General features: G+C 71.5%; 23 protein-coding genes. 6 read left to right on the plus strand and 17 right to left on the minus strand.

The features are described from left to right. Positions 1 to 9: 9 nt before the first annotated feature. Complete coding sequence (locus ACWDEN_RS22330) at positions 10 to 558, minus strand: acyl-CoA thioesterase (protein WP_351603038.1); 549 nt, start codon at positions 556 to 558, stop codon at positions 10 to 12. A 119-nt stretch (positions 559 to 677) separates the two neighbouring features. Between ACWDEN_RS22330 and ACWDEN_RS22335 the strand changes: the two genes are divergently transcribed. Beyond that, a complete protein-coding gene (locus tag ACWDEN_RS22335; RefSeq protein WP_450859951.1) occupies positions 678 to 2,000 on the plus strand; it encodes an LCP family protein in 1,323 nt (440 codons plus the stop codon). An 88-nt stretch (positions 2,001 to 2,088) separates the two neighbouring features. Here ACWDEN_RS22335 and ACWDEN_RS22340 read toward each other — a convergent pair whose 3' ends face one another. Beyond that, positions 2,089 to 2,451, minus strand: a complete 363-nt coding sequence (locus ACWDEN_RS22340; protein ID WP_351603034.1) for a four-helix bundle copper-binding protein — start codon at positions 2,449 to 2,451, stop codon at positions 2,089 to 2,091. A 165-nt stretch (positions 2,452 to 2,616) separates the two neighbouring features. Beyond that, a complete protein-coding gene (locus ACWDEN_RS22345; protein ID WP_351603032.1) occupies positions 2,617 to 3,774 on the minus strand; it encodes an acyl-CoA dehydrogenase family protein in 1,158 nt (385 codons plus the stop codon). 181 nt (positions 3,775 to 3,955) lie between these two features. Between ACWDEN_RS22345 and ACWDEN_RS22350 the strand changes: the two genes are divergently transcribed. Beyond that, positions 3,956 to 5,299, plus strand: coding sequence for a UDP-glucose dehydrogenase family protein (locus ACWDEN_RS22350; RefSeq protein ID WP_450859952.1), 1,344 nt, complete (start codon positions 3,956 to 3,958; stop codon positions 5,297 to 5,299). Positions 5,300 to 5,404: 105 nt separating this feature from the next. Here ACWDEN_RS22350 and ACWDEN_RS22355 read toward each other — a convergent pair whose 3' ends face one another. Next, the gene (locus tag ACWDEN_RS22355; protein ID WP_450859953.1) at positions 5,405 to 5,911 is read right to left on the minus strand and encodes a CGNR zinc finger domain-containing protein; all 507 of its coding nucleotides are present in this window, start codon (positions 5,909 to 5,911) and stop codon (positions 5,405 to 5,407) included. Between the two features lie 95 nt (positions 5,912 to 6,006). On the opposite strand from ACWDEN_RS22355, the gene ACWDEN_RS22360 reads away from it, so the two are divergent. Then, positions 6,007 to 6,381 (plus strand): VOC family protein, encoded by a 375-nt coding sequence (locus ACWDEN_RS22360; RefSeq protein ID WP_351603026.1) that lies wholly within the window; start codon positions 6,007 to 6,009, stop codon positions 6,379 to 6,381. 20 nt (positions 6,382 to 6,401) lie between these two features. Beyond that, positions 6,402 to 6,794, plus strand: coding sequence for a VOC family protein (locus tag ACWDEN_RS22365; protein WP_450859954.1), 393 nt, complete (start codon positions 6,402 to 6,404; stop codon positions 6,792 to 6,794). 2 nt (positions 6,795 to 6,796) lie between these two features. Here ACWDEN_RS22365 and ACWDEN_RS22370 read toward each other — a convergent pair whose 3' ends face one another. The 4 genes from ACWDEN_RS22370 to ACWDEN_RS22385 all read right to left on the minus strand — a co-directional run bounded on the left by ACWDEN_RS22370 (position 6,797) and on the right by ACWDEN_RS22385 (position 11,023). Beyond that, positions 6,797 to 7,891: a dipeptidase gene (locus ACWDEN_RS22370; RefSeq protein WP_351603022.1), complete on the minus strand. Its 1,095-nt coding sequence runs from the start codon at positions 7,889 to 7,891 to the stop codon at positions 6,797 to 6,799. A 265-nt stretch (positions 7,892 to 8,156) separates the two neighbouring features. Further along, positions 8,157 to 9,335, minus strand: coding sequence for a dipeptidase (locus tag ACWDEN_RS22375; protein WP_351603020.1), 1,179 nt, complete (start codon positions 9,333 to 9,335; stop codon positions 8,157 to 8,159). Between the two features lie 6 nt (positions 9,336 to 9,341). Further along, positions 9,342 to 9,863, minus strand: a complete 522-nt coding sequence (gene purE / locus ACWDEN_RS22380; RefSeq protein WP_351603018.1) for a 5-(carboxyamino)imidazole ribonucleotide mutase — start codon at positions 9,861 to 9,863, stop codon at positions 9,342 to 9,344. After that, positions 9,860 to 11,023 carry a 5-(carboxyamino)imidazole ribonucleotide synthase gene (locus ACWDEN_RS22385; RefSeq protein ID WP_351603016.1) on the minus strand — a complete coding sequence of 388 codons (1,164 nt, stop codon included), beginning with the start codon at positions 11,021 to 11,023 and terminating at the stop codon, positions 9,860 to 9,862. Before ACWDEN_RS22385 ends, purE begins: the two co-directional genes overlap by 4 nt. 182 nt (positions 11,024 to 11,205) lie before the next feature. On the opposite strand from ACWDEN_RS22385, the gene ACWDEN_RS22390 reads away from it, so the two are divergent. Then, on the plus strand, positions 11,206 to 11,712 hold the full coding sequence (locus tag ACWDEN_RS22390; RefSeq protein ID WP_351603014.1) for a GtrA family protein: 507 nt from the start codon (positions 11,206 to 11,208) through the stop codon (positions 11,710 to 11,712). Between the two features lie 6 nt (positions 11,713 to 11,718). Here the strand turns inward: ACWDEN_RS22390 and ACWDEN_RS22395 are convergent, their stop codons facing one another. Continuing rightward, positions 11,719 to 12,990 carry an ATP-binding protein gene (locus tag ACWDEN_RS22395; protein WP_351603012.1) on the minus strand — a complete coding sequence of 424 codons (1,272 nt, stop codon included), beginning with the start codon at positions 12,988 to 12,990 and terminating at the stop codon, positions 11,719 to 11,721. A 44-nt stretch (positions 12,991 to 13,034) separates the two neighbouring features. After that, positions 13,035 to 13,712, minus strand: a complete 678-nt coding sequence (locus tag ACWDEN_RS22400; RefSeq protein WP_020940464.1) for a response regulator transcription factor — start codon at positions 13,710 to 13,712, stop codon at positions 13,035 to 13,037. 516 nt (positions 13,713 to 14,228) lie between these two features. Here ACWDEN_RS22400 and ACWDEN_RS22405 point away from each other — a divergent pair. Continuing rightward, on the plus strand, positions 14,229 to 15,734 hold the full coding sequence (locus tag ACWDEN_RS22405) for a peptide MFS transporter (RefSeq protein WP_351603010.1): 1,506 nt from the start codon (positions 14,229 to 14,231) through the stop codon (positions 15,732 to 15,734). A 90-nt stretch (positions 15,735 to 15,824) separates the two neighbouring features. On the opposite strand, the gene ACWDEN_RS22410 is transcribed toward ACWDEN_RS22405, so the two are convergent. The 7 genes from ACWDEN_RS22410 to ACWDEN_RS22440 all read right to left on the minus strand — a co-directional run bounded on the left by ACWDEN_RS22410 (position 15,825) and on the right by ACWDEN_RS22440 (position 23,047). Beyond that, complete coding sequence (locus ACWDEN_RS22410) at positions 15,825 to 17,102, minus strand: hypothetical protein (RefSeq protein WP_450859955.1); 1,278 nt, start codon at positions 17,100 to 17,102, stop codon at positions 15,825 to 15,827. Next, positions 17,099 to 18,154 (minus strand): hypothetical protein, encoded by a 1,056-nt coding sequence (locus tag ACWDEN_RS22415; RefSeq protein WP_450859997.1) that lies wholly within the window; start codon positions 18,152 to 18,154, stop codon positions 17,099 to 17,101. Before ACWDEN_RS22415 ends, ACWDEN_RS22410 begins: the two co-directional genes overlap by 4 nt. A 32-nt stretch (positions 18,155 to 18,186) precedes the next feature. Then, positions 18,187 to 19,152: a COG1470 family protein gene (locus tag ACWDEN_RS22420; RefSeq protein ID WP_450859956.1), complete on the minus strand. Its 966-nt coding sequence runs from the start codon at positions 19,150 to 19,152 to the stop codon at positions 18,187 to 18,189. Between the two features lie 82 nt (positions 19,153 to 19,234). Next, positions 19,235 to 19,909 carry an LPXTG cell wall anchor domain-containing protein gene (locus tag ACWDEN_RS22425; RefSeq protein ID WP_450859957.1) on the minus strand — a complete coding sequence of 225 codons (675 nt, stop codon included), beginning with the start codon at positions 19,907 to 19,909 and terminating at the stop codon, positions 19,235 to 19,237. A 178-nt stretch (positions 19,910 to 20,087) separates the two neighbouring features. Next, positions 20,088 to 21,371 carry a serine--tRNA ligase gene (gene serS / locus ACWDEN_RS22430; RefSeq protein ID WP_351603000.1) on the minus strand — a complete coding sequence of 428 codons (1,284 nt, stop codon included), beginning with the start codon at positions 21,369 to 21,371 and terminating at the stop codon, positions 20,088 to 20,090. Between the two features lie 372 nt (positions 21,372 to 21,743). Then, on the minus strand, positions 21,744 to 22,313 hold the full coding sequence (locus ACWDEN_RS22435) for an ATP-binding protein (RefSeq protein ID WP_450859998.1): 570 nt from the start codon (positions 22,311 to 22,313) through the stop codon (positions 21,744 to 21,746). A gap of 356 nt (positions 22,314 to 22,669) precedes the next feature. Beyond that, a complete protein-coding gene (locus ACWDEN_RS22440) occupies positions 22,670 to 23,047 on the minus strand; it encodes an STAS domain-containing protein (RefSeq protein ID WP_351602998.1) in 378 nt (125 codons plus the stop codon). Between the last annotated feature and the right edge of the window lie 99 nt (positions 23,048 to 23,146).

Consider the following 23,146-nt stretch of genomic DNA (forward strand, 5'->3'; position numbering starts at 1 on the left):
CGGCGGCTGCTAGTCCTCGAAGCCTTCGGCGGCGCGCTTCTCCCGCAGCTCGCGAATGGCCCGGCGGCGGGCCAGGCGGTGGGTGCGGCGGATCTGGGCCTCCTGGTAGCGGCGGCGGTCGCGGTCGGTCTCCGGGACCACCGGCGGCACCCGGCGCGGCTTGCCGTCCGCGTCGACGGCCGCGAAGACCAGGTAGGCGGAGCCGACCTGGGTGGGCGGGGCCGACTCGTTCCAGCGCTCGGCGAGGACCCGGACACCGACCTCCATGGAGGTCCGGCCGGTCCAGTTCACCTGCGCCTTCACATGGACCAGATCACCGACGCGGACCGGCTCCAGAAAGGCCATCTCGTCCATCGACGCGGTCACGGCGGGACCGCCGGAGTGCCGGCCCGCCACGGCGCCCGCCGCGTCGTCGACCAGCTTCATGATCACGCCGCCGTGCACCGTCCCCAGCAGGTTGGTGTCGTTGTGGGTCATGATGTGGCTGAGGGTGGTGCGCGAGGCGGAGGTCGGCTTGCCGGGGATGTCCGGTTCCGCGTCCGTGACCTGGTCTGTCATGCCCTCCACCTTATGCCGAACGACATTCGCCGGATTTTGTGTCAGCTTCGCAACAGGGCCGCCCTTATTTTCCGACAGCTCTTGTAACCCTCACACCGGCGCCCTGCACACTGGGGCGCATGAATGACTGGCCCGAGGGATGGTCCGACGACAACGGCGGCCCGCGCTACGGACGCGGCAGTGCCGGCGCACAGCCGGAGGGCGCCCGCGTGATGCGGCAGGTGCGGCGCGGCCCGGCGGTACCGCCCGGGCAGCGCTCCTACGGCGACCCCGGCCCGGCGGCGCCGCCGTACGGGGCCGGAGTCCCCCAGCAGCCGTCGTACGTCGACGGCCAGGGATACGACGACGGCTCCGGTTACGACAGCGGCTACAACACCGGGCAGGTGTACGGCGGCGGGCAGCGCGGCGGCGGCTTCGTGCCCAACGACAACGACCCGGACCCCGAGCTCGACCACTACCGGCCGCGCCCGAACTGGCGGCGCCGGCTGAAGTGGACCGCGCTCACGCTCGTGACCGTGCTGGTCGTCGCGTCCGTCGCGACCTACTTCTGGGCCGACTCCAAGCTGCGCCGCGAGGTCGACCTGTCCAAGGTCATCGACCGGCCGGCCACCGGCTCCGGCACGAACTACCTGATCGTCGGCTCGGACAGCCGTGAGGGCATGTCCAAGGCGGACGAGAAGAGGCTGCACACCGGCTCCGCCCAGGGCAAGCGCACGGACTCGATGATGATCCTGCACGTCGGCGACAACGGCGACACGCTGATCTCGCTGCCGCGCGACTCGAACGTGACGATCCCCTCGTTCCAGGGCTCCACCTCCGGCAAGATCCGCCCCGCCATGGGCCAGAACAAGCTGAACGCGGCGTACGCGTTCGACGGCCCGACGTTGCTGGTGCGCACGATCGAGTACAACACCGGTCTGCACATCGACCACTACGTGGAGATCGGCTTCCAGGGCTTCGCCAAGATCGTGGACGCGGTCGGCGGTGTCACCATCAACATCGACAAGGGCTTCAAGGACTCGTACTCGGGCGCCGACTTCAAGGCCGGCAACCAGACGCTGAACGGCGCGCAGGCCCTCGCCTTCGTCCGCACCCGGCACGCGTTCGCCGCCTCCGACCTGCAGCGCACCAAGAACCAGCAGAAGTTCCTGTCGGCGCTGGCCCACCAGGTGGCCACCCCCTCGACCGTCCTCAACCCCTTCAGGTTCTACCCGACCATGGGCGCGGGCCTGGACTCCCTGATCGTCGACAAGGACATGTCCCTGTGGGACCTGGCCTCGATGTTCTGGGCGATGAAGGGCGTCCAGGGCGGTGACGGCACGTCGATGAACATGCCGATATCGGGCTCCGTCGGCGGCAACCTCGTCTGGGACAAGGCCAAGGTCAAGACGCTGGTGAACGAGCTGAACAACGACCAGAAGGTCACCGTCTCCGGCAACTGACCGACCCTTCGGACAGCACGTACGGAGAAGCCGTACCGAGAGCGAGGGCACCCCTGCGGGTGCCCTCGCTCTGCCGTCCGGGCAGGGCTCACATGCCGGCGCCCGCCATCGCCCGACAGGTTTCCGCGCAGCGGCGACACGCCTCCGCGCAGCGCATCATCTGCTGGTCGTCCGGCATGGACATACACGCCTCGGCGCACATCTCGCACACCTTGGCGCAGAGCGTGCACATCTCGGCGGACATGGGCGAGCGGCGCATCATCATGTCGGCGCACATGCGGGTGGTCTCGGAGCAGTCCATCAGGGCGCGCATGACCTGCATCTGCTGCTGGCCGCCCTTCTGCATGCAGGAGCTCATGGTCTCCTCGCACATGCCGTGGCAGTCCATGCAGGCCTCGATGCAGTCCTGCACCTGCTGGGTGAGCGCCGGCATCATCTGGGACTGGGTCATGGCTCCTCCTCGGAGAGGCGGGGGCCCGGGGCGGGCCCCGTGTGCTTTCCGTCCTACGTCGGCCGCGCCCGGCCCGCATGTGACCGACCGGTCGTAAGGTGCGGCCGAACAGCAGAAAGGCGCCCCGGAGGACGCCTTCTGGATGAGACCCGAAGCCCCTTGCCGCTACGGCAGGTTGCGGGCCATGACGATGCGCTGGACCTGGTTCGTTCCCTCGTATATCTGCGTGATCTTGGCGTCGCGCATCATGCGCTCCACCGGGTAGTCACGGGTGTAGCCGTAGCCGCCGAGCAGCTGGACGGCGTCCGTGGTGACCTCCATCGCCACGTCCGAGGCGAAGCACTTGGCGGCGGCGCCCAGGTAGGTGAGGTCGGCGTCGCCGCGCTCGGAGGCGGCGGCGGCCTGGTAGGTGAGGGCGCGGGCCGCCGAGATCTTCATCGACATGTCGGCGAGCATGAACTGGATGCCCTGGAAGTCGGCGATCGGCTTGCCGAACTGCTTGCGCTCCTGGACATAGCCCTTGGCGTAGTCGAAGGCGCCCTGCGCGACACCGAGCGCCTGCGCGGCGATGGTGATGCGGGTGTGGTCCAGGGTCTTCATGGCGGTCATGAAGCCGGAGCCCTCCTCGCCGATCATGCGGTCGGCGGGGATGCGGACGTTGTCGAAGTAGACCTCGCGGGTCGGGGAGCCCTTGATGCCGAGCTTCTTCTCCGGGGCGCCGAAGGAGACGCCCTCGTCCGACTTCTCGACGACGAACGCCGAGATGCCCTTCGAGCGCTTGGCGGGGTCCGTGACCGCCATGACCGTGTAGTACTCGCTCACGCCGGCGTTGGTGATCCAGCGCTTCACGCCGTTGAGGATCCAGTGGTCGCCGTCGCGGACCGCCTTGGTCTTCATGCCGGCCGCGTCCGAGCCCGCCTCCGGCTCGGAGAGGCAGTACGAGAACATCGCGTCGCCCTTGGCGAGCGGGGTCAGGTACTTCTTCTTCAGCTCCTCGCCGCCGGAGAGGATCACCGGGAGGGAGCCGAGCTTGTTCACGGCGGGGATGAGGGAGGAGGACACGCAGGCGCGGGCCACCTCCTCGATCACGATGACCGTGGCGAGCGCGTCGGCGCCGGCGCCGCCGTACTCCTCGGGGACGTGCACCGCGTGCAGGTCATTGGCGACGAGGGCGTCGAGGGCCTCCTGCGGGAAGCGGGCCTCCTCGTCCACCGCCGCGGCGTACGGCGCGATCTTCGCCTCGACCAGGGAGCGGACGGCGTCGCGGAGCATGTCGTGCTCCTCGGACGGGCGGTACAGGTCGAAGTCAGCCGATCCGGCCACGGTCTCTCACGCTCCAAAGACGCAGTGATACTGACGCTAATTACCGTTAAGTAACTCAAATTTTAGAGGGCCGCCCGCAGCACGCCTACGTGAGCTACACGACAGCGGGGAGATTGCCCGTCGAGGGGCCCGACTATGCTCAGGGGCCGCATCACCGACGTACCCGAGCTGGAGCGCATCCATGAGCCTGAAGATCACCGTGATCGGCACCGGTTATCTCGGTGCCACGCACGCCGCGGCCATGGCCGAGCTGGGCTTCGAGGTGCTGGGACTCGATGTCGTACCCGAGAAGATCGCCATGCTGGAGCGCGGCGAGACCCCCATGTACGAGCCGGGTCTCGAGGAGCTGCTGCGGCGGCACGTCGCCGGGTTCGAGGGCTCCACCGGACGGCTCCGCTTCACCACCGACTGGGCCGAGGTCGGCGCCTTCGGTGACGTCCACTTCGTGTGCGTGAACACCCCGCAGCGGCACGGGGACTACGCGGCCGACATGTCGTACGTCGACTCCGCGTTCTCCTCGCTCGCCCCGCATCTGCACGGCCCGGCGCTGGTCGTCGGCAAGTCGACCGTGCCGGTGGGCTCGGCCGAGCGGCTGGCCGGCCACCTCGCCGAGCACGCCCCGGCGGGCGCGGACGCCGAGCTGGCCTGGAACCCGGAGTTCCTGCGCGAGGGCTTCGCCGTGCAGGACACCCTGCACCCGGACCGGATCGTGGCGGGTGTGCGCAGCGAGCGCGCCGAGAAGCTGCTGCGCGAGGTGTACGCGACCCCGATCGGCGAGGGCACGCCGTTCGTCGTCACCGACTTCCCCACCGCCGAGCTGGTGAAGACGGCCGCGAACTCCTTCCTCGCCACCAAGATCTCGTTCATCAACGCTATGGCGGAGGTGTGCGAGGCCGCGGGCGGTGACGTGGCGAAGCTGGCGGAGGCCATCGGGCACGACGACCGGATCGGGGCGAAGTTCCTGCGCGCCGGGATCGGCTTCGGCGGCGGCTGTCTGCCCAAGGACATCCGGGCGTTCATGGCCCGGGCCGGTGAGCTGGGCGCGGATCAGGCCCTGACCTTCCTGCGCGAGATCGACTCGATCAACATGCGCCGGCGCGGGCAGATGGTCGAGATGACCCGGGAGGCGCTGGGCGGCGGCTCCTTCCTCGGCAAGCGGGTCGCGGTGCTCGGCGCCACGTTCAAGCCCGACTCGGACGACGTGCGTGACTCGCCCGCGCTGAACGTGGCCGGCCAGATCCACCTCCAGGGCGGCCAGGTCACCGTGTACGACCCGAAGGGCATGGAGAACGCCCGCAAGGTCTTCCCCACCCTGGGGTACGCCGGCTCCGCGCTGGAGGCCGTGCGGGGTGCCGACGTCGTCCTGCACCTCACCGAGTGGCGGGAGTTCCGCGAGGTGGACCCGGCGGCGCTGGGCGAGGTCGCGGCGGCGCGGCTGATCCTGGACGGCCGCAACGCGCTCGACCCGGAGCTGTGGCGCCGGGCGGGCTGGACGTACCGGGCGATGGGCCGTCCGACGGCCTGAGGACATACGGTGACGCCGGTTCGGCCGAGGCTCAGTCGGCCGAACCGGCGTCTTCCCGCATTCTGCACCACCGGACACATACGTGGCCGGTGAACTCCCTGTGTCCTACCCCTCTTTGGCCCGGTACCGGCGCATCTTCGCCCGCGCCCCGCACACCTGCATCGAGCACCAGCGGCCGCGGCCGGCCGGGCTGCGGTCGTAGTACGCCCAGTGGCAGGTCCCGGCCTCGCAGGCCTTCAGCCGCATCCAGGTGCCCTCCGCCAGCCCCGCGGCGACGGCGGCGGCGACCCGGGAGAGCAGCGGGGCGTCCGGGGCGGGGGCGAGGGCCGCGGAGCCGTCCCGTTCGTCGACCGCGACGTACAGCGGTGCGCGGGACAGCAGCGTGCCGAGCGGGGTCACCTCGCGGTGCGGCCGGTGCCCGGCGTGCGCGAGCAGCACGGCCCGCAGCGACTCCCGCAGCTCCCGTGCCTCCTCCAGCCCGTCCTCGGCGATCCCGAAGCGTCTCCGGCCCTCCTCGGTGTCCAGCGTGTCGGCGCCGGTCTCGAGGTCCAGCGTGTTGACCAGGGACTCGACCAGCGCCAGGGCTCCGGGGGCGGCCGATCTCTCATTCATGGTTGCGACGTTACCTCCAATGCGGGAGCATGCAGTAACCGTTACCGGTTGCCCGCCACTATGGGTAACTCGGTCTGTGTCACAAGGAGGTAGTCATGGCTCTCGCCAAGCTCGGTGTCGTGGTGCTGGACTGTCCCGACCCCCGTGCGCTGGCCGGCTTCTACGCCGAGGTGCTGGGCGGCACGGTGGAGGTGCAGGGAGACCCCGAAGACGACGGGTGGGTCGACCTGAAGGTGCCCGGCGGGACGGCGCTGGCCTTCCAGCGGGCGCCCGGGTACGTGCCGCCGCAGTGGCCCTCGCCGGACGCCTCGCAGCACTTCCATCTGGACCTGGTGGTGGAGGACCTCGACGCGGCGGAGAGGGGGGTGCTGGAGCTGGGCGCCAAGCCGCTGGACGCGGAGGACCGCGAGCGGACCTTCCGTGTGTACGCCGACCCGGCTGGGCACCCGTTCTGTCTGTGCGCCTGCTGAGCCGTCCGGAGGAGGACACCATGGCGTCCGTCGCCCGTTTCCGTTCCGTCGTGCTCGACTGTCCCGATCCGCACGCGCTGGCCGCCTTCTACGCGGCCGTGGCCGGGGGCACCCCGGACGCCGAGGACGACGACTGGGTCGTCCTGCGGGTGCCCGACGGGCCCCGGCTGGCCTTCCAGCGGGCCGAGGGGTACACGCCGCCGGAGTGGCCCCGCGCGGACCGCAACGGCCAGCAGTTCCACCTCGACTTCGACGCGGGCCGGACCTGGGCGGAGATCGACGTGGCCCATGAGCGGGTACTGGCGCTGGGCGCCCGGCCGCTGGACCTGGAGGACCGGGAGAAGAAGGACTTCCAGGTGTACGCCGACCCGGCCGGGCATCCGTTCTGCCTGTGCCGGATCGACCACGAGTGACGCTAGGGCGCGTCCAGTTCCCCGATCTTCGCGGTCGACGCCTCCCGGCGGTGCTGCGCGGCCTTCGCGGCGAAGTCCGCGCCGCGCAGCACCCGTTGGACGTTGCCCCAGGTCAGCAGGGCCAACTCGGGCTCGGACCAGCCGCGTTGGAGCAGCTCGGCGATCAGGTGGGGGTAGCGGGAGGCGTCGGCGAGGTCGCGGGGGTGGGCGGCGCCGGAGTCGTAGGTGCCGGACAGGGCCACGCAGTCCGGGCCGGCCACGTCGCGGACGTGGTCGAGGTGGTCGGCGACGTCACGGACCGTCGGCCCGGTCTGCTCGGCGGTCAGCGGCACCATGCACAGGCCCTTCGCCGCGCCCAGCGAGGTGAGCAGCTCGTCGGGCAGGTTGGCCGGGTGCGGGCGCAGGGCGCGGGCGGCGGAGCGGGTGCACAGCACCGGGGTCCTGGACAGCGCGAGGGCACGTTCGGTGGTGGCCCGGGAGGCGCCGGAGACATCGGCGAGCACACCGAGCCGGTTCATCTCGCGCACCACCTCCTCGCCGAACCGGGTCAGCCCCGGCTCCCCCGCCCAGGCCGTGCCCGCGAGCGTGAGCACGCGCAGGCCGAGGGCGTGCAGGACGCGCAGGATGCCGAGGGAGTCGTCGAGCGCGGTGGCGTGCGCGGGGCCCAGCACCACGGCGACCCGGCCGCAGTTGCGTGCGTCGATGATCTGCCCGGCGGTGCGCGCCAGGCGCAGCCCTTCCGGATGGGCCTCGATCACCGAGCTCGCCTGGTCCAGCTGTTCCAGGGTCGCGGCCGTCGCACGGTCGCCGCCGGGGCCCTCGGGCAGGTGCAGCGACCAGAACAGCACGCCCACGTGGCCCGCACGCAACCGGGGTATGTCGGTGTCGATGGCCGCCTCGCCCAGCTCCAGGTCGTACCAGGGCAGATGGCGCAGGGCCCACGGCAGTCCGCTGTAGCCGTCGGCGACCGGGTGGGCGGCGAGCAGGGCGTGGGCGCGCCGCAGGGACGCGGACTCGGAGGGGAAGGGGTCGTCCGGCAGGGCCTCGTCCTCGCCGACCTCGGTCGTGCCCGGGATGTCGTCCTGGAGGTCGGCCATGGCGGGGCTCCGTACGTCGTCGTTGCTTACGCCGGTCGTGAGCTACGTCGTGCTGGGTCGTATCGCCACGGTCGCACGGCGGGAAGGACGGCTTCCTGGTGAGTGGGGCGTTCGGGGGTACGGCCGGTCAGGCGTCCCGCACGCTCCTGGCTCGTCACCCGCCAGGGCCTGCGAGGCTCGTGGTCGTGTGCCGCCCATCCCTTCCGGTGGTACCGGAGAACCGGACTGCTTCGGTACGGCCTTCCGGTACCACGAGAGAGGCTGCTCAGCCGTCCAGCGACTCGATGGTGGCGTGCGACGGGGCACGGGTGGCCTGGAGATCGCGGGCCACGTCCTCCGCCGCGCCCAGCACCCGTACCGCGTTCTGCCAGGTCAGCTTGGCCAGGTCGGACCTGGACCAGCCCCGGTCGAGCAGCTCGGCGAGCAGGTTCGGGTAGCCGGAGACGTCGCTGAGGCCGTCCGGGGTGAAGGCGGTGCCGTCGTAGTCGCCGCCGATGCCCAGGTGGTCGACGCCGGCGACCTCGCGCATGTGGTCCAGGTGGTCCGCGACCGTGGACACCGTGGCGACCGGGCGCGGGGTGCGCTCCTCGAAGGCCGCGTGGATCTTCATCGCCTCGGGGCTGGTGTCGAGGTGGTGCAGGCCGTGGGCGCGCATGTTCTCGTCGGCCGCCGCCGTCCAGTCGACGGCCGCCTGGAGCACGAACTTCGGCACGAACGTCACCATCGCCATGCCGCCGTTGGCGGGCAGCCGCTCCAGGACGTCGTCGGGGATGTTGCGCGGGTGGTCGCACACGGCCCGCGCGGAGGAGTGCGAGAAGATCACCGGCGCGGACGTGGTGTCCAGCGCGGCCCGCATGGTCGTGGGGGCCACGTGGGAGAGGTCGACCAGCATGCCGAGGCGGTTCATCTCGCGGACCACCTCGCGGCCGAAGGCCGAAAGGCCGCCGACCTTCGGCTCGTCGGTCGCCGAGTCCGCCCAGTCGTTGTTGTCGTTGTGGGTGAGCGTCATGTAGCGCACGCCCAGCTCGTACAGACCGCGCAGGGTGCCGAGGGAGTTGTCGATCGAGTGCCCGCCCTCCGCGCCCATGAGGGAGGCGATACGGCCCTCGGCGCGCGCCGCCTCCATGTCGGCGGCGGTCAGCGCGGCCCGCAGGTCGGCGGGGTGCCGGGCGATGAGCTGCCGTACGCAGTCGATCTGCTCGAGGGTCGCCGGCACCGCCCCGGGCAGGTCCGAGCGCACGAACACCGACCAGTACTGCGCCCCCACCCCGCCCGCGCGCAGCCGCGGGATGTCGGTGTGCAGATGGGCGTCCTGGCGTACGGCGATGTCGCGGGCGGCGAGGTCGTAGCGGACCTGTTCGCGCAGCGCCCACGGCAGGTCGTTGTGGCCGTCGACGACCGGGAACTCGCGCAGCAGGGACCGTGCTTCGTCGGTTGAGGTCATTGCCTGTTACTTCCCGAAGCCGAAGCCGCTCGACCCCTCGACCTTGGAACGCAGCCGCTTGCCCTTCTCGGTGGCCTGGTCGTTGAGGTCGTGCTGGAAGTCGCGCATCTTGTGCAGCAGGTCCTCGTCGTGGGCGGCGAGGATGCGGGCCGCGAGGAGACCGGCGTTGCGGGCACCGGCGACGGAGACGGTGGCGACCGGGACACCGGCCGGCATCTGCACGATGGACAGCAGGGAGTCCATGCCGTCGAGGTACTTCAGCGGCACCGGCACGCCGATGACCGGCAGCGGGGTGACGGAGGCGAGCATGCCCGGCAGGTGGGCGGCACCGCCCGCACCGGCGATGATCACCTTCAGTCCGCGGTCGGCGGCCTGCTCGCCGTAGGTGATCATCTCGCGGGGCATGCGGTGCGCGGAGACGACGTCGACCTCGTAGCCGATCTCGAACTCGTCCAGGGCCTTGGCGGCGGCCTCCATGACGGGCCAGTCGGAGTCCGACCCCATGACGATGCCAACAACGGGGCTCATTCGGTGATCGTGCCTCTCAAGTAGCCGGCAGCGTGACGGGCGCGCTCCAGCACGTCGTCCAGGTCGTCGCCGTAGGTGTTGACGTGGCCGACCTTGCGGCCGGGCTTCACGTCCTTGCCGTACATGTGGATCTTGAGCTTGGGGTCGCGGGCCATGCAGTGCAAGTACGCGGAGTACATGTCCGGGTAGTCGCCGCCCAGGACGTTGACCATCACGGTCCACGGGGCGCGCGGGCGCGGGTCGCCGAGCGGGAGGTCGAGGACCGCGCGGACGTGGTTGGCGAACTGCGAGGTGATCGCGCCGTCCTGGGTCCAGTGGCCGGAGTTGTGCGGGCGCATGGCCAGCTCGTTGACCAGGATGCGGCCGTCGCGGGTCTGGAACAGCTCGACCGCGAGGTGCCCGACGACATCGAGTTCCTTGGCGATGGTCAGGGCCATTTGCTCGGCCTGGAGGGCGAGGGACTCGTCCAGGCCGGGCGCGGGGGCTATGACCGTGTCGCAGACGCCGTTCACCTGCCGGGACTCCACCACCGGGTAGGCGACGGCCTGGCCGTGCGGGGAGCGCACGACGTTGGCGGCGAGCTCGCGGACGTAGTCGACCTTCTCCTCGGCGAGGACCGGGACGCCGGCCCGGAACGGCTCGGTGGCCTCCTCGGCGGTCTCCACGACCCACACGCCCTTGCCGTCGTAGCCACCGCGCACGGTCTTGAGGACGACCGGGAAGCCGCCTGCGCCGGCTCCCTCCCACCCGCCCAGCTCAGCCGCGAACCGGACCACGTCCTCCGGGTCGGCGACGATCCGGTGCCGCGGGCACGGGATGCCGATCAAGTCGAGCTTCGCGCGCATCACGCCCTTGTCCTGGGCGTGCACCAGCGCGTCGGGCCCCGGACGCACGGGGATACCGTCCGCCTCCAGGGCCCTGAGGTGCTCGGTGGGTACATGTTCGTGATCGAAGGTGATCACATCGCAACCGCGCGCGAACTCACGCAGCGTGTCGAGATCGCGATAGTCGCCGATGACGACATCGCTCACGACCTGCGCCGCCGAGTCCTGAGGGGTGTCACTGAGAAGCTTGAACCTGATGCCCAACGGGATGCCCGCCTCGTGCGTCATACGCGCGAGCTGCCCCCCGCCGACCATGCCGACTACCGGGAACGTCACACCCCTAGCGTATCGGCCACGCCGGGGCGACCGGATCGCGTCCCTCACACGATCTCTTACCGGTCGCTTTCCACCCTCTTTCCGATCTGTTTCCTGGACTTGGGCTTGTGCACAGGCGGCGGTGGATTCACCCGGATAGCATGGCTGGGCTGACGAAACCTACCGACGGGAGCTGCACAGCCATGGAACCTCGTTCCTCGGGGCTGCAACGGCTTGTACGCGAGGTGGCCAAGTTCGGCACCGTCGGCGTTGCGGGCATCTTCGTCAACCTCGGCGTGTTCAACCTGGTCCGCCACGTCTCCGGCCTTCCGGTGGTGCGCGCCAGCATCATCGCGACGGTGGTCGCCATCGCGTTCAACTACGTCGGGTTCCGTTACTGGACGTACCGGGACCGCGACAGGGGCGGCCGTACCAAGGAGCTCACGCTCTTCCTCTTCTTCAGCGCGATCGGCCTGGTGATCGAGAACGGCGTGCTGTACGCGGCGACCTACGGCTTCGGCTGGGACAGTCCGCTGCAGAGCAACGTCTTCAAGTTCGTCGGCATCGGCGTCGCGACCCTCTTCCGCTTCTGGTCGTACCGCACCTGGGTGTTCCGCGTGCAGCCGACGCAGGAGGCGGAGTCGATCCTGGTGGCCGAGTCGAAGAGGCCCCACTCCGAGCCCGAGCCGAAGTCCCAGCGCGTTCCGTAAACCGGTTCAGCGCACCGTCGGCCGGTCCTCCTCCGGCTTGCGGGCCGGCGGTGTACGTGAGAGGAACAGGCCGAACACCGGCGGCTGGGCCTGGAGCAGTTCCAGCCGGCCGCCGTCGGCCTCCGCGAGGTCGCGGGCGACGGCCAGTCCGATCCCGGTGGAGTTCCGGCCGCTGATCGTGCGCTCGAAGATCCGCGCGCCGAGGTCGGCGGGAACACCGGGGCCCTCGTCGGTGACCTCGACCACGGCCTGGTTGCCGGTGACCCGGGTGCGCAGCGCGACGGTGCCGCCGCCGTGCATGAGGGAGTTCTCGATCAGCGCCGCGAGCACCTGGGCGACCGCCCCCGGCGTGCCGACGGCCTGCAGATGCCGCTTGCCGGAGCTGACGATGGCCCGGCCGGCGCTGCGGTAGGCGGGCCGCCACTCGGCGAGTTGCTGCTGGATGACCTCGTCCAGGTCGAAGGTGACGGCGGAGCCGGTGCGCGGGTCGCGGGAGTTCGTCAGCAGCCGCTCGACCACGTCGGTGAGCCGCTCGACCTGGGTGAGCGCGACGTTCGCCTCTTCCTTCACGATGTCCGGGTCGTCGGTGAGGGTGATCTCCTCGAGGCGCATGGACAGCGCGGTCAGCGGGGTGCGCAGCTGGTGGGAGGCGTCGGCGGCCAGGCGCCGCTCGGCGGTCAGCATGCGGCCGATCCGCTCGGCGGAGGAGTCCAGCACATCGGCGACCCGGTCCAGCTCGGGGACGCCGTACCGCTTGTGCCGGGGGCGCGGGTCGCCGGAGCCGAGGCGCTCGGCGGTCTCCGCGAGGTCGGTGAGCGGGGAGGCGAGCCGGTTGGCCTGGCGTACGGCGAGCAGTACGGCCGCGACCACCGCGAGCAGCGCCACCAGGCCGATGATCAGCAGGGTCCGGCCGACCTCGCGGGTGACCGCGGAGCGCGGCTCCTGCACGGTGACGGTCTCGCCCTCCTCGCCCTGCTGGGTGGCGTGGATGGCATCGCCCTGCGGCCGGGTCCCGATCTCTATCGGCTGCCGGCCGGGCATGCGGATGACCGCGTACTGGTCCTTGGCGACCGGATTGCGCAGCACGTCCGCGTTGACGTTCTCCGCGGCGAGGATCCGGCTGTCCACGATGCTGGCCAGCCGCACCGCCTCGGAGTCCACCCGTTCCTGGGCGCTGTTGCTGATCGTCCTGGTCTCGACGATCACCAGGGAGATACCGAAGACGGCGATCACCACGAGGACGACGGCGAGGGTGGACTGGATGAGACGTCGGCGCATGTTCTGTTACCTGAGGTGATCGCTGGTCCCCCGCGCGGGGAACCTCAGCTCTTCTCGAAGCGGAAGCCCACTCCACGCACCGTGGCGATGTAGCGGGGGTTCGCCGCGTCGTCGCCGAGCTTCTTGCGCAGCCAGGAGATGTGCATGTCGAGGGTCTTGGTGGAGGACCACCACGTGGTGTCCCAGACCTCGCGCATCAGCTGGTCGCGGGTGACGACCCGGCCGGCGTCCCGCACCAGCACGCGCAGCAGGTCGAACTCCTTGGCGGTGAGCTGGAGTTCCTCGTCGCCCATCCACGCCCGGTGCGACTCGACGTCGATGCGCACCCCGTGCGTGGCCGGCGGCTGCTGCGGCTCGGCGGCACCGCGCCGCAGCAGGGCCCGTACCCGGGCGAGCAGTTCGGCGAGCCGGAAGGGCTTGGTGACGTAGTCATCGGCGCCCGCGTCCAGGCCGACGACGGTGTCCACCTCGTCGGCCCGCGCGGTCAGGATGAGGATCGGCACGGTGTGGCCGTCGGCCCGCAGCCGGCGGGCGACCTCCAGGCCGTCCATGCCCGGCAGGCCCAGGTCCAGTACGACCAGGTCGACGCCGCCCTGCATTCCGGCGTCCAGCGCGGTGGGTCCGTCCTCGCGCACCTCGACCTCGTAACCTTCCCGGCGCAGGGCGCGGGCCAGCGGCTCCGAGATGGACGCGTCGTCCTCGGCGAGCAGTACACGGGTCATGGAGTGATGGTAGACCGCCCGCGTGCGGTGCTGGGGTGTGATCGTTCCAGGAACTCTTACCTTCGTACGCCGCCGGCGTGTCGCTGGTACGAACCATCGCTCTGGGGATGCGATCGTAGGAGAGACCTTCGATTCCGGTCCTGCGGTTCCTTCGACACCTGTGATCCGCGTCTCAAGTCCTTCCATATCCGGCAGTGTCCTGCCTTACAGTGACCTGAACGCCTGTAGTACACCAGGGGACCTTCGGCGGGCAGACGACGCTGAAGGTCTCTTTTGTGTGCGGGCTGATCAAGATCGCTCTTGGTCGGCCTTGAAAGGAATGACCTCTGGCCGGGCTCCGCAGCGCATCGACGCGCGACGGGGCGTGGATCCCGGTGGTCGCCGTCCACCGCTTCCGAGACCCGGAGGCGGACTCCCCTCGGGCGTTGGGGGCGGACGACCGACCCCGCCGGTGCCGGCCGCACCCCCACCGGGCGCGTAACGCTCTACGCGCGTCCCGACCAGCAAGGAACGACCATGGCGTCCAGCCTGACGAAGGACTCGGTCCGCCCGGGCACCCCCGGTTCCGAGAAGACCTTCTTCGGCCACCCCCGCGGCCTGGCCACTCTCTTCATGACCGAGATGTGGGAGCGATTCTCCTACTACGGCATGAGGGCTCTGCTCCCGCTGTACCTGGTGGCCCCGGGCGGCCTGCACATGAGCGCGGGCACGGCCACCGCGATCTACTCGGTGTACGTGTCGCTCGTGTACCTGCTCGCCCTGCCCGGCGGCTGGGTCGCGGACCGCTTCCTCGGCCCCCGCAAGACGGTCGCCGTCGCGGGCATCATCATCATGCTCGGCCACCTGTGCCTCGCACTGCCCGTGGCCGCCAGCTTCTTCGTCGGCCTGGGTCTCGTCGCCATCGGTTCGGGTCTGCTGAAGGCCAACATCTCCACGATGGTCGGCCACCTCTACAAGGGCCCGGACGACCCGCGCCGGGACGGTGGCTTCACCCTCTTCTACATCGGCATCAACCTGGGCGCCTTCGCCGCGCCGCTGGTCATCGGCACCGTCGGTGAGAACGTCAACTGGCACCTGGGCTTCGCCCTCGCCGCGCTCGGCATGGCCCTGGGTCTGGCCCAGTACCTGCTGGGCGGCCGCCACCTGAACCCGAGGAGCAGCGAGGTCCCGACCCCGCTGACCCCCGCGGAGAAGTCCGCCACCCTGCGCAAGGGCCTGATCTGGCTCGCCATCGCGGCGGTCTTCTACGGCGTCGTCGGCGGCACCGGCCACTTCACCCTGAACTGGGCGCTGATCCCGCTCACCCTCATCGGTCTGATCGTGCCGATCCTGGTCATCGCCCGGATGCTGCGCGACAAGGACCTGGACTCGGGCGAGAAGTCGAAGGTGTCGGCGTACGTCTGGTTCTTCGTCGCCGCCGCCGTCTTCTGGATGATCTACGACCAGGGCGGCTCGACCCTGTCGCTCTTCGCGGACAGCTCGGCCAAGAACTCGATCGCCGGCTGGACGTTCCCGGTCTCCTGGTACCAGTCGGTCAACCCGGTCATGATCATGGCGCTGGCGCCGGTCTTCGCCTGGGCGTGGCTGTGGCTGAACCGGCGCGGCAAGGAGCCGAGCACGATCGTGAAGTTCGCCTCCGGCCTGGTGCTGATCGGTGCGTCCTTCTTCCTCTTCCTCGCCCCGCTGTCGATCGCCGAGGGTGGTCACAAGGCCGCGGCGATGTGGCTGGTCGCGATCTACTTCGTGCAGACAGTCGGTGAGCTGACGCTGTCGCCGGTGGGTCTGTCGGTGACGACGAAGATGGCGCCGAAGAAGTACGCCTCGCAGATGATGGGCGTCTGGTTCCTCGCGGTCACCGCGGGCGACTCGATCACCGCGCTGGTGTCCAACCCGGCCGTCGGCGGCGTCAACCTCGACAAGATGGGCTTCGTCGCCCTGGAGGCCGTGCTCGCCGTGATCGCCGGTGCGGCGGTGTGGATGTACCGCAAGAAGGTCAACAAGCTGATGGGCGACGTTCACTAGTCGTCCGGACCTGGCCGAGAGAGGGCCGCTGCACCCCGGTGGGTGCGGCGGCCCTCTTTCATGTCGGGAGGGTCAGCCCTGTCAGGAGGATCAGCGGGCCCTTCGTTTCGGCATGAACGTGAACACCGCGCCGCCCAGCAGGATCGCCGTGCCCGCCACCAGGCCGAGGGCCTTCAGGGCGCCGTGGTCGCTCGCGCCGGTCTGGGCGAGGCCGCCGGAGCCGGAGGTGCTGCTGCCGCCGGCCGAGGAGGTGCCTCCGGACGTCGACGTGCCCCCGGACGAGCCGCCCGGCTGCCGGCTGGTGTCCAGGGTGAGCGAGACCTCGGTCTTCGTCGGCGTGCACGTCGTGGTCGTACCGAGCGCCTTGACCGTGAGGACGCCCGGGGACAGCGTCGAGGTGCCGCTCGCGCCGGGCTTGTAGGTGCCGGTGAGATCGGGGATCTCGATCGGGTCGCCGGACTTGATGTCCTTGGCGTTCGTCGGCCCCTCCACATGCACCGTGCCCTTGTCGGCACCGCCCAGCACCACCTCCATGGACGGCTTGACGGACCCCTTCGGGATGTCGGCGGGGCTGTTCATCACCGACTTCTTGAACTGCACGGTGAGGTCGAAGTCCCCGTTGTTCTTCCTGGCGTTGATCTGCACCGGCGAGGTCGCGTTCTTGTCGCCGATCGGGGTCTTGCAGGCGTAGGGGATCTGCACCTCCTTGCCGGTGAAGTCGGTCTGGCCACCACTGCCGCCGGTCGCCGTGGGGGAGGCCGTGCTCGTCGGTGTGGCCGACTGCGTGGGGGTCGTCGACTGGGTCGGTGTCGGGCTGGAGGTGCCGCCACCGCCCCCCGTCACCTGGATGGTCGCCGCCTTCTGCACGGTCTCCTTGGGCGTGCACCTGGTGTCGGTCGACATCGCGTTGACGGTGTACGCGTCCGGCGTCAGCGTCACCTCGCCGGCCGTCGTCAGCTTGATGCTGCCCTTCATGTCGGACAGCACCATGGCGGCGCCCTTGGGGATCGCCGGGTTCTGCCGGGGCCCCTGCATCGCGATGTCCGCGACCTGCGCCCCGGCCGCCTTCAGAATCCCGGACGGCTGGACCGAGTTGGCGGGCAGGTCGATGATGTCGGGGTTCTTGGACGCGGCCTGGACGAACTTCCACACGACGTCCACCGTGTCGCCGACCTTCGCCGTGGCCGGCGCGGTGATCTCGACCTTCGTGGTGCCGTCGATCGGGCTGATGCCCGCGGGCGGCACGCAGTGGGTGGCGTACGACACCTCGGCCGCCTGCGCGGGGCTCGCGGCCAGGCCCAGCAGGACGCCCGCACCGCTCAGCGCCAGCGCGGCGCCCGCGGCCGTACCTCTCCTTCGGATGCTCACGTCGGTCCTTTCGTGGTGGGAGTCGTGGGACTCGTCGGGCTGTCGGTGTGCGGTGCGGAGAGCCGGCCGGCCGGGTCGCCCGGGACGGAGTCCGGGGCGAACCACGGCAGGGTCGGGTTCGTGGGGGGCGCATCCCCGGTGCGGGAGCGCGGCAGCCGCAGGGCGGGCCGGGGCAGCCGCGGGGTGCCGGTACGGCGGGCGGCGCCGGGCCGGCATGGCCGCAGCCGGTCCACCACGGCCATGCCGATGCGGAACAGCGCGGCCGGGACGACCAGGCAGAGCAGGATCCAGAAGAGCGTCACGCCCCAGGGGCGGCCCACGCCCCACGGCTGTTCGGCGAGCACCCTGCCGTCGTACTCGAGGGAGACGGTGTAGTCGCCGTGCGCCCCGGCGGACAGCTCGACCGGCAGCCTGACCTCGGCCTTCCCGCCCGGAGCCAGGGTGCCGTGCCACTGCCGGTCGTCCCACTGCGGGGCGAAGACGCCGTGCGCGGAGCCGACCTGGAACACCGGGTCCTTGACCGTGCCGGAGCCGGTGTTGCCGACGGTGAAGACGAGGGTGCGGCTCGGCGGCGCCCCGAACCAGGTGAGCAGTCCGCTCGACCCGGTCAGCCGCGTGTCGGAGAGAATCGCCAGCCGGCCCCCGGACTGTTCGGCGGGCAGCGGAGCCACGGGATGCCCGGCGACCTGCAGGACGGCGTCCGCCTCCGCCCCGGGACCGGTGACGGTGGCCACGTGCACCACACAGGGGCAGGGCACGGGCGGCTCGGCGACCGGGAGTTCCCGGCCGAAGGCACCCTGGGCGTCGGTGGTCACGGCCCGGCCGTCGCCGTTCGCGCAGGAGTTGGTGCCGCCGATGACACCCCGGGCCGGTGTGGCCCGCCCACACACCAGCACCATCAGCAACGTGTGCGACCGCCAGCCGCTGCCCCTGACGGTGACCGAGCCACCGGCACCGGCCTGAGCCGCCGACAACGTCACGACGGGTCCGCCCGCGGCGGACGCCGGGCCACCGCCGGCCGTCAGCACAAGCAGCGCGAGCAACGCCGCCATGGCCGACAGCCGCAGGCCCCTCACCTTCCCGCTCACTTCACCGCGCCTTCCGTCAACTCACCTCGGGGGTGGGGGGTCTCGGCAACGACAGCGCCCCGCGGGCGCTCGGGCACCGGCCCCCCGGCCGCGGTACGGCTCCGCCGCCTGCGCACGGCGAGCACCGCGACCGTCCCCACCAGCAGCGCACCGCTCGTCCCCGCCACCGTCGGCCACGGCACGAACCGGGCCGACGTGGTCGCCGTGCCGTGGGCTCCGCCCGGGGCCGTGACCGTCAGCCGTACGTCGACCGCGTCCAGCGCGGGCCGGTCGGGCCAGGGCTCGGCGAGCCGCACGCGGGCGCCGGGGCGCAGGTGGACGGGGAGGGTGCGCGGCGCACGGTCCAGGAGCCGGCCGAGTACGCCGTCCGCGCGCACCGCGAGCCTCGGCACCAGGACGGTCGTACCACGGTTGACCAGCTCGTACGTGATGCGGTCGGCGTGCACGGCGAGGTGCTCGACGGTCAGCGCGGCGAGCGCCGGGCCACCGACGCGCAGCCGGACCGGGACGCTCGCCGTACGCCCCCGTGTGTCCCGCGCCACGACGGCACCGGAGCGGTCGCCGGGCGCGGCCCCGGCCGGCACGGTCACGGTGAAGGGCACCTCGGCGCGGGTGCGGGCCGGGACGCGTATCCCGCCCTCGGCCTTCTCCGCGAAGACCGTGGGCAGTCCCGTTCCGGACAGCCGTACGACGACGGGCGCCCGCCCGGGATTGGTGACGGACACCGTGTCCTGCAGGACCGTCCCCGGCGGGCCCTCGGCGTAGAAGGACGGACGGCCGCCGCCCGCCGGCGCGATGGACCACTGCGCGGACGCGGCGAAGGCGCCGGGTGCGGCGCCCACCACGGCTCCCCATGCGGCGCACAGGCACAGGGCCGCGGGCAGAGCGGCGCGCGCCGGAAGCGATGCGCGGGTCCGGGGCGAGCACCGATGGCGGGTCAGGGCGCGGGCGGCGGACGGCATGGGCGGCTCCGGCGGTTGGCCTGGGTTGCGGCGGTGGCTCGGCTTCGGCGGTCGGTCCGGTTTCAGCGGTCGTCGGTCCGGCTCAGCGGCGTACGGTCTGGCGGCGGGTCAGCCAGAGCGTGCCCGCCGCGCCGGCGAGGAGCACCGTGCCGCCGAGTGTGCCGAGGGCGATCGCGCTGTCCTCGGGGCCCGTCTGCGGGAGCTGCCCGCCGGAGGGCGAGGAACCGCCGGAGGAGCCCGACCCGCCGGCCGCGGTCACGTCCAGCGTGAGCCCCGGCTTGGGGCTGTTGGTCGGCGTGCAGGTCGTCGTCGTACCGAGCGCCTTGATGATCAGCGTGCCCGGCGTGAAGGTGACCTTGCCGGTCTTCTTCGGCGTGTAGGTGCCGCTCAGGTCGCTGATCCTGATGGGGGTGTTGGCGGGGATCGCGGCCGCGTTGGCCGGTCCGCTGACCGGCACCGTGCCGCTGTCGGCGCCGCCCAGCACGATGCTCGCGCTCGGGGTCATCGCGCCCTTGCCCAGCTCGACGGGGCTGGAGGAGACGCCCTTCTGCCAGGACATGGTGATCTTGTAGCCGCTGCCGCTCTTGACGCCCGTCATGTCGATCGGCGAGACGGCGCTCTTGACGCCGATCGGGGTCTGGCAGCGGTAGTTGACGTCGACGACATCGGCGTGGGCCGCCGGCGCGGCCAGCAGCACCACCGAGCCGGCCAGGGCCGCGGCGGACGCGAGCGCGGCGGTTCGTTTCGGGTACGACACGGTCGGTCCACCCCATTCGTTCCGGATTCGTTCGGACGAGCAGTTCCTGACGGCGTATCAGATTTGGCCGTCAAGGTACGCCCGGCGTCGCGAGGAGGGAAGACGCATCACACGCCGGAGTTGTGGCGATCCGGCGTGTGTGACGCGTGGCTGGAGTGGAGGGTGGGCCCGGGACGTCCTACGGCCTGCGCAGCACCTCCGGCAGGCCCCAGCGCCGCAGCACCTCGGGCACGGCGACCGTTCCGTCGGCCCGCTGGTGCTGTTCCAGGAGCGCCGGCACCAGACGGCTGGTGGCCAGGCCCGAGGCGTTGAGGGTGTGGACGTACCCGGCCTTGCCGCCGCCCGCCGGGCGGTACCGGATGCCGCCCCGCCGGGCCTGGTAGTCGCGGGCGTTCGACACCGAGCTGACCTCGGCGTAGGTGCCCAGGCTGGGCAGCCACACCTCGACGTCGTACGTCCTGGCCTGCGCGGCGCTGGTGTCCCCGGCGGCGAGCCGGGTGACCCGGTAGTGCAGGCCGAGACCGGCCACCAGCTCCTCCGCCCGGCCGAGGAGTTCCCGCTGGGCCGCGTCCGCGTCGGCGGGCCGGGTGAGCTGGAACATCTCGACCTTGTTGAACTGGTGACCGCGCAGGGTGCCGCGCTCGGCGGTGCGGTGGGCGCCCGCCTCCTTGCGGTAACAGGGCGTGTAGGCCACGTACTTGAGCGGCAGCTCGCGCTCGTCGAGGGTCTCGCCGTGGTGCAGGGCGGCGAGCGCGGTCTCGGCGGTGGGCAGCAGGAACCGCTCGGGGCGGCCGTCGGCCCCGCGGTCCGTGACGAAGACGTCGTCGGCGAACTTCGGGAACTGGCCCGCGGTGTAACCGGCCTCCCAGGTGAGCAGGTGGGGCGGCAGCACGAAGGTGTAGCCCGCCCGGCGGTGGCTGTCCAGGAAGTGGTTGAGCAGGGCCCACTCCAGCGCGGCACCCTCGCCCCGGTAGACCCAGTTCCCGCTGCCGGCGAGCGCGGCGCCGCGCCGGTGGTCGACCAGCCCGAGGTCCTCGGTGAGCCGCACGTGGTCGCGGGGCGGGAAGCCGAACTCCGGGCGGGTGCCCTCGGTGCGGACGACCTCGTTGTGTTCCTTGCCGCCCGCGGGCACGTCCGGGTCGGGGAGGTTCGGCAGGCCGTCGAGGAACGCGCGGTGTTCGGCGTCCAGCCGGCCGTGCGCGACGGTGGCCTCCGTGACCCGGTCGGCCAGTTCCGCGGCCGTGTCGAGGAGTTCGTCCGCCGGTGTGCCGGCCCGGCGGCGGGCCGCGATGTCCGCCGAGACGCGGCGTCGCTCGCCGCGCAGCCGCTCCAGGGCCGTACGGGCCTCACGCAGCCGTTCGTCGAGGGCGAGGAAGGCGTCGAGGTCCACGTCCAGGCCGCGTTTGGCGAGGCCTTCGCGGACGCGTCGGGGGTGCTGCCGGATGAGGGTGACGTCAAGCATGGTGCTGCCCAACTGGTCGGCGGGGCGGCACGGTCCGCCCCGGGTCGGTTCCCTCGGGGCGTGGGCGAGAGGGTGCTCGCGGTGCCACCACGCCTTCGCCGTCGTACGACGGCCTCTACGGGCCCGATGACGGGGGCCGGCCGGCGGGGCATGGGGGCCGTCGTGGCGCGGCGGTCCGTTCCTCCCCGCACTCGGGAGGGGATTCACGCCGGGGTGCGAGGCCGCCTTCACAGCGGCTGGCGGCTCTCTCGGCTCGCTGGGTCCCGGGCTACTTGTCTCCGTCAGCGCGTTGCGCCCAGCGTAGGCAGTGCCGTACCCGGCGAAAACCGAATTTCCACGCGCCGGGCACGGAACCGACCGGAGACCGACGGCCTACGCCGGAGCGCCCAGCTCCGCCCACACCGTCTTGCCCGGGCGGCCCGCGGTGCGGACGACTCCCCAGTCCAGGCAGAGCCGCTGCACGATGAACATGCCGTGGCCGCCGGGGCGGCCGGCGCGATGGGGGGTGCGGGGGGCGGGCTGGCCGGTGCCGCGGTCGGAGACCTCGATCCGGATCACCTTGTTGTCGCAGGCCAGGAGCAACTCGTCGGGGCCCTCGGCGTGCAGGCAGGCGTTGGTGACCAGTTCGGAGACGACGAGCAGCACATCCTCGGCCGCGGCCCGCTGGTCGGCGCCGGCGGCGGGCAGCCAGCCCCATGCGTACAGCGCCTGACGGGCGAAGTCGCGGGCGAGCGGGACGACCCCGCTCTCGCCCTGCAGGCCGATCCTGCGGACCTGCGGCCCGCCGATGCCCTGAGTGCCGCCGGCGGGCCCGGGCGGCACGGACGGCGCGGCTGCCCCCGTGGGCGCGCCTGCCGTCGGCGCACCCTCCTCGGACGCCCCGGAAGCGCCGCTGGGCTCCGGGCCGCGGTCGCCCGGCGAGTAAGGCCGGGTGGTCATCAGCGCTTCACCTCACCGATTCACCAGTTCATGGTCCAAAGGGCCGGCACTGCTCCGTGCAGGCCGGTCCGTACGTCGTCCGCCCGTGGTCCGTACCTCGTACGGCCACCGTCCGTACGTCGTCCGGCCGCTGTCCGCGCGGGGTGTCCCGCTCGCCCCTCCGTCCGTCGCACGTATGTCCCGTCCAGTCGTTTCGCCGGTGCCGGGGCGGTCCGGGACCGGCGCTCGTCAGGGTGTGCCCCGCCTCCTCCTGCCCTCTCCTGCCCGGCCGATCCGGCACAACACCCCTGTTTTCGGCGTTGCCGGGCGCGGGCGCGGCGCCCGGGTCCGGAGGCATGCGGGAGGGCGGGACGGCGGACTCAGTCGCCGCCGTCGGCCAGGGCCGCCTCCACGGAGTCGTGCACGGTGAAGACCGCCTCGGCCCCGGTGATCTCGAACACCCGGGCGACCACCGGCTGCATCCCCGCCAGATGGACCCCGCCACCGGCGGCCTCCGCCTTCAGCCGGGCGCCGAGCAGGACGTTCAGGCCCGTGGAGTCGCAGAACTCCAGGCGCGTGCAGTCCACGACGAGGCGTGAGAAGCCCTTGGCCAGGAGGTCGTCGAGGGGTTCGCGCAGAAGATCGGCGGTGTGGTGATCGAGCTCACCCGCCGGTGTCACAACGGCGCTGGAGCCCTCTTCCCGCACCTCCACCAGAAGCCGGCCCGACTGTGCGCTGCCGACCGTCCCGTGGTCCATGCCGTCTCTCTCCCGAGGTCGTGGACGCTGACTGCTCTCGAACATTACGCCCTCCATGTGCACTCCGGCACCCGAAGAACCTCACGGAAGTGGACATAT

It is taken from the genome of Streptomyces sp. NPDC001153, from assembly GCF_053598315.1.

What these genes read in the sequence shown, in the direction of transcription:
- ACWDEN_RS22330 (WP_351603038.1), bottom strand. Translation starts at nt 558, where the DNA reads ATGACAGACCAGGTCACGGACGCGGAACCGGACATCCCCGGCAAGCCG.
- ACWDEN_RS22335 (WP_450859951.1), top strand. Translation starts at nt 678, where the DNA reads ATGAATGACTGGCCCGAGGGATGGTCCGACGACAACGGCGGCCCGCGC.
- ACWDEN_RS22340 (WP_351603034.1), bottom strand. Translation starts at nt 2,451, where the DNA reads ATGACCCAGTCCCAGATGATGCCGGCGCTCACCCAGCAGGTGCAGGAC.
- ACWDEN_RS22350 (WP_450859952.1), top strand. Translation starts at nt 3,956, where the DNA reads ATGAGCCTGAAGATCACCGTGATCGGCACCGGTTATCTCGGTGCCACG.
- ACWDEN_RS22355 (WP_450859953.1), bottom strand. Translation starts at nt 5,911, where the DNA reads ATGAATGAGAGATCGGCCGCCCCCGGAGCCCTGGCGCTGGTCGAGTCC.
- ACWDEN_RS22360 (WP_351603026.1), top strand. Translation starts at nt 6,007, where the DNA reads ATGGCTCTCGCCAAGCTCGGTGTCGTGGTGCTGGACTGTCCCGACCCC.
- ACWDEN_RS22365 (WP_450859954.1), top strand. Translation starts at nt 6,402, where the DNA reads ATGGCGTCCGTCGCCCGTTTCCGTTCCGTCGTGCTCGACTGTCCCGAT.
- ACWDEN_RS22370 (WP_351603022.1), bottom strand. Translation starts at nt 7,891, where the DNA reads ATGGCCGACCTCCAGGACGACATCCCGGGCACGACCGAGGTCGGCGAG.
- ACWDEN_RS22375 (WP_351603020.1), bottom strand. Translation starts at nt 9,335, where the DNA reads ATGACCTCAACCGACGAAGCACGGTCCCTGCTGCGCGAGTTCCCGGTC.
- purE (WP_351603018.1), bottom strand. Translation starts at nt 9,863, where the DNA reads ATGAGCCCCGTTGTTGGCATCGTCATGGGGTCGGACTCCGACTGGCCC.
- ACWDEN_RS22390 (WP_351603014.1), top strand. Translation starts at nt 11,206, where the DNA reads ATGGAACCTCGTTCCTCGGGGCTGCAACGGCTTGTACGCGAGGTGGCC.
- ACWDEN_RS22395 (WP_351603012.1), bottom strand. Translation starts at nt 12,990, where the DNA reads ATGCGCCGACGTCTCATCCAGTCCACCCTCGCCGTCGTCCTCGTGGTG.
- ACWDEN_RS22400 (WP_020940464.1), bottom strand. Translation starts at nt 13,712, where the DNA reads ATGACCCGTGTACTGCTCGCCGAGGACGACGCGTCCATCTCGGAGCCG.
- ACWDEN_RS22405 (WP_351603010.1), top strand. Translation starts at nt 14,229, where the DNA reads ATGGCGTCCAGCCTGACGAAGGACTCGGTCCGCCCGGGCACCCCCGGT.
- ACWDEN_RS22415 (WP_450859997.1), bottom strand. Translation starts at nt 18,154, where the DNA reads ATGGCGGCGTTGCTCGCGCTGCTTGTGCTGACGGCCGGCGGTGGCCCG.
- ACWDEN_RS22420 (WP_450859956.1), bottom strand. Translation starts at nt 19,152, where the DNA reads ATGCCGTCCGCCGCCCGCGCCCTGACCCGCCATCGGTGCTCGCCCCGG.
- serS (WP_351603000.1), bottom strand. Translation starts at nt 21,371, where the DNA reads ATGCTTGACGTCACCCTCATCCGGCAGCACCCCCGACGCGTCCGCGAA.
- ACWDEN_RS22440 (WP_351602998.1), bottom strand. Translation starts at nt 23,047, where the DNA reads ATGGACCACGGGACGGTCGGCAGCGCACAGTCGGGCCGGCTTCTGGTG.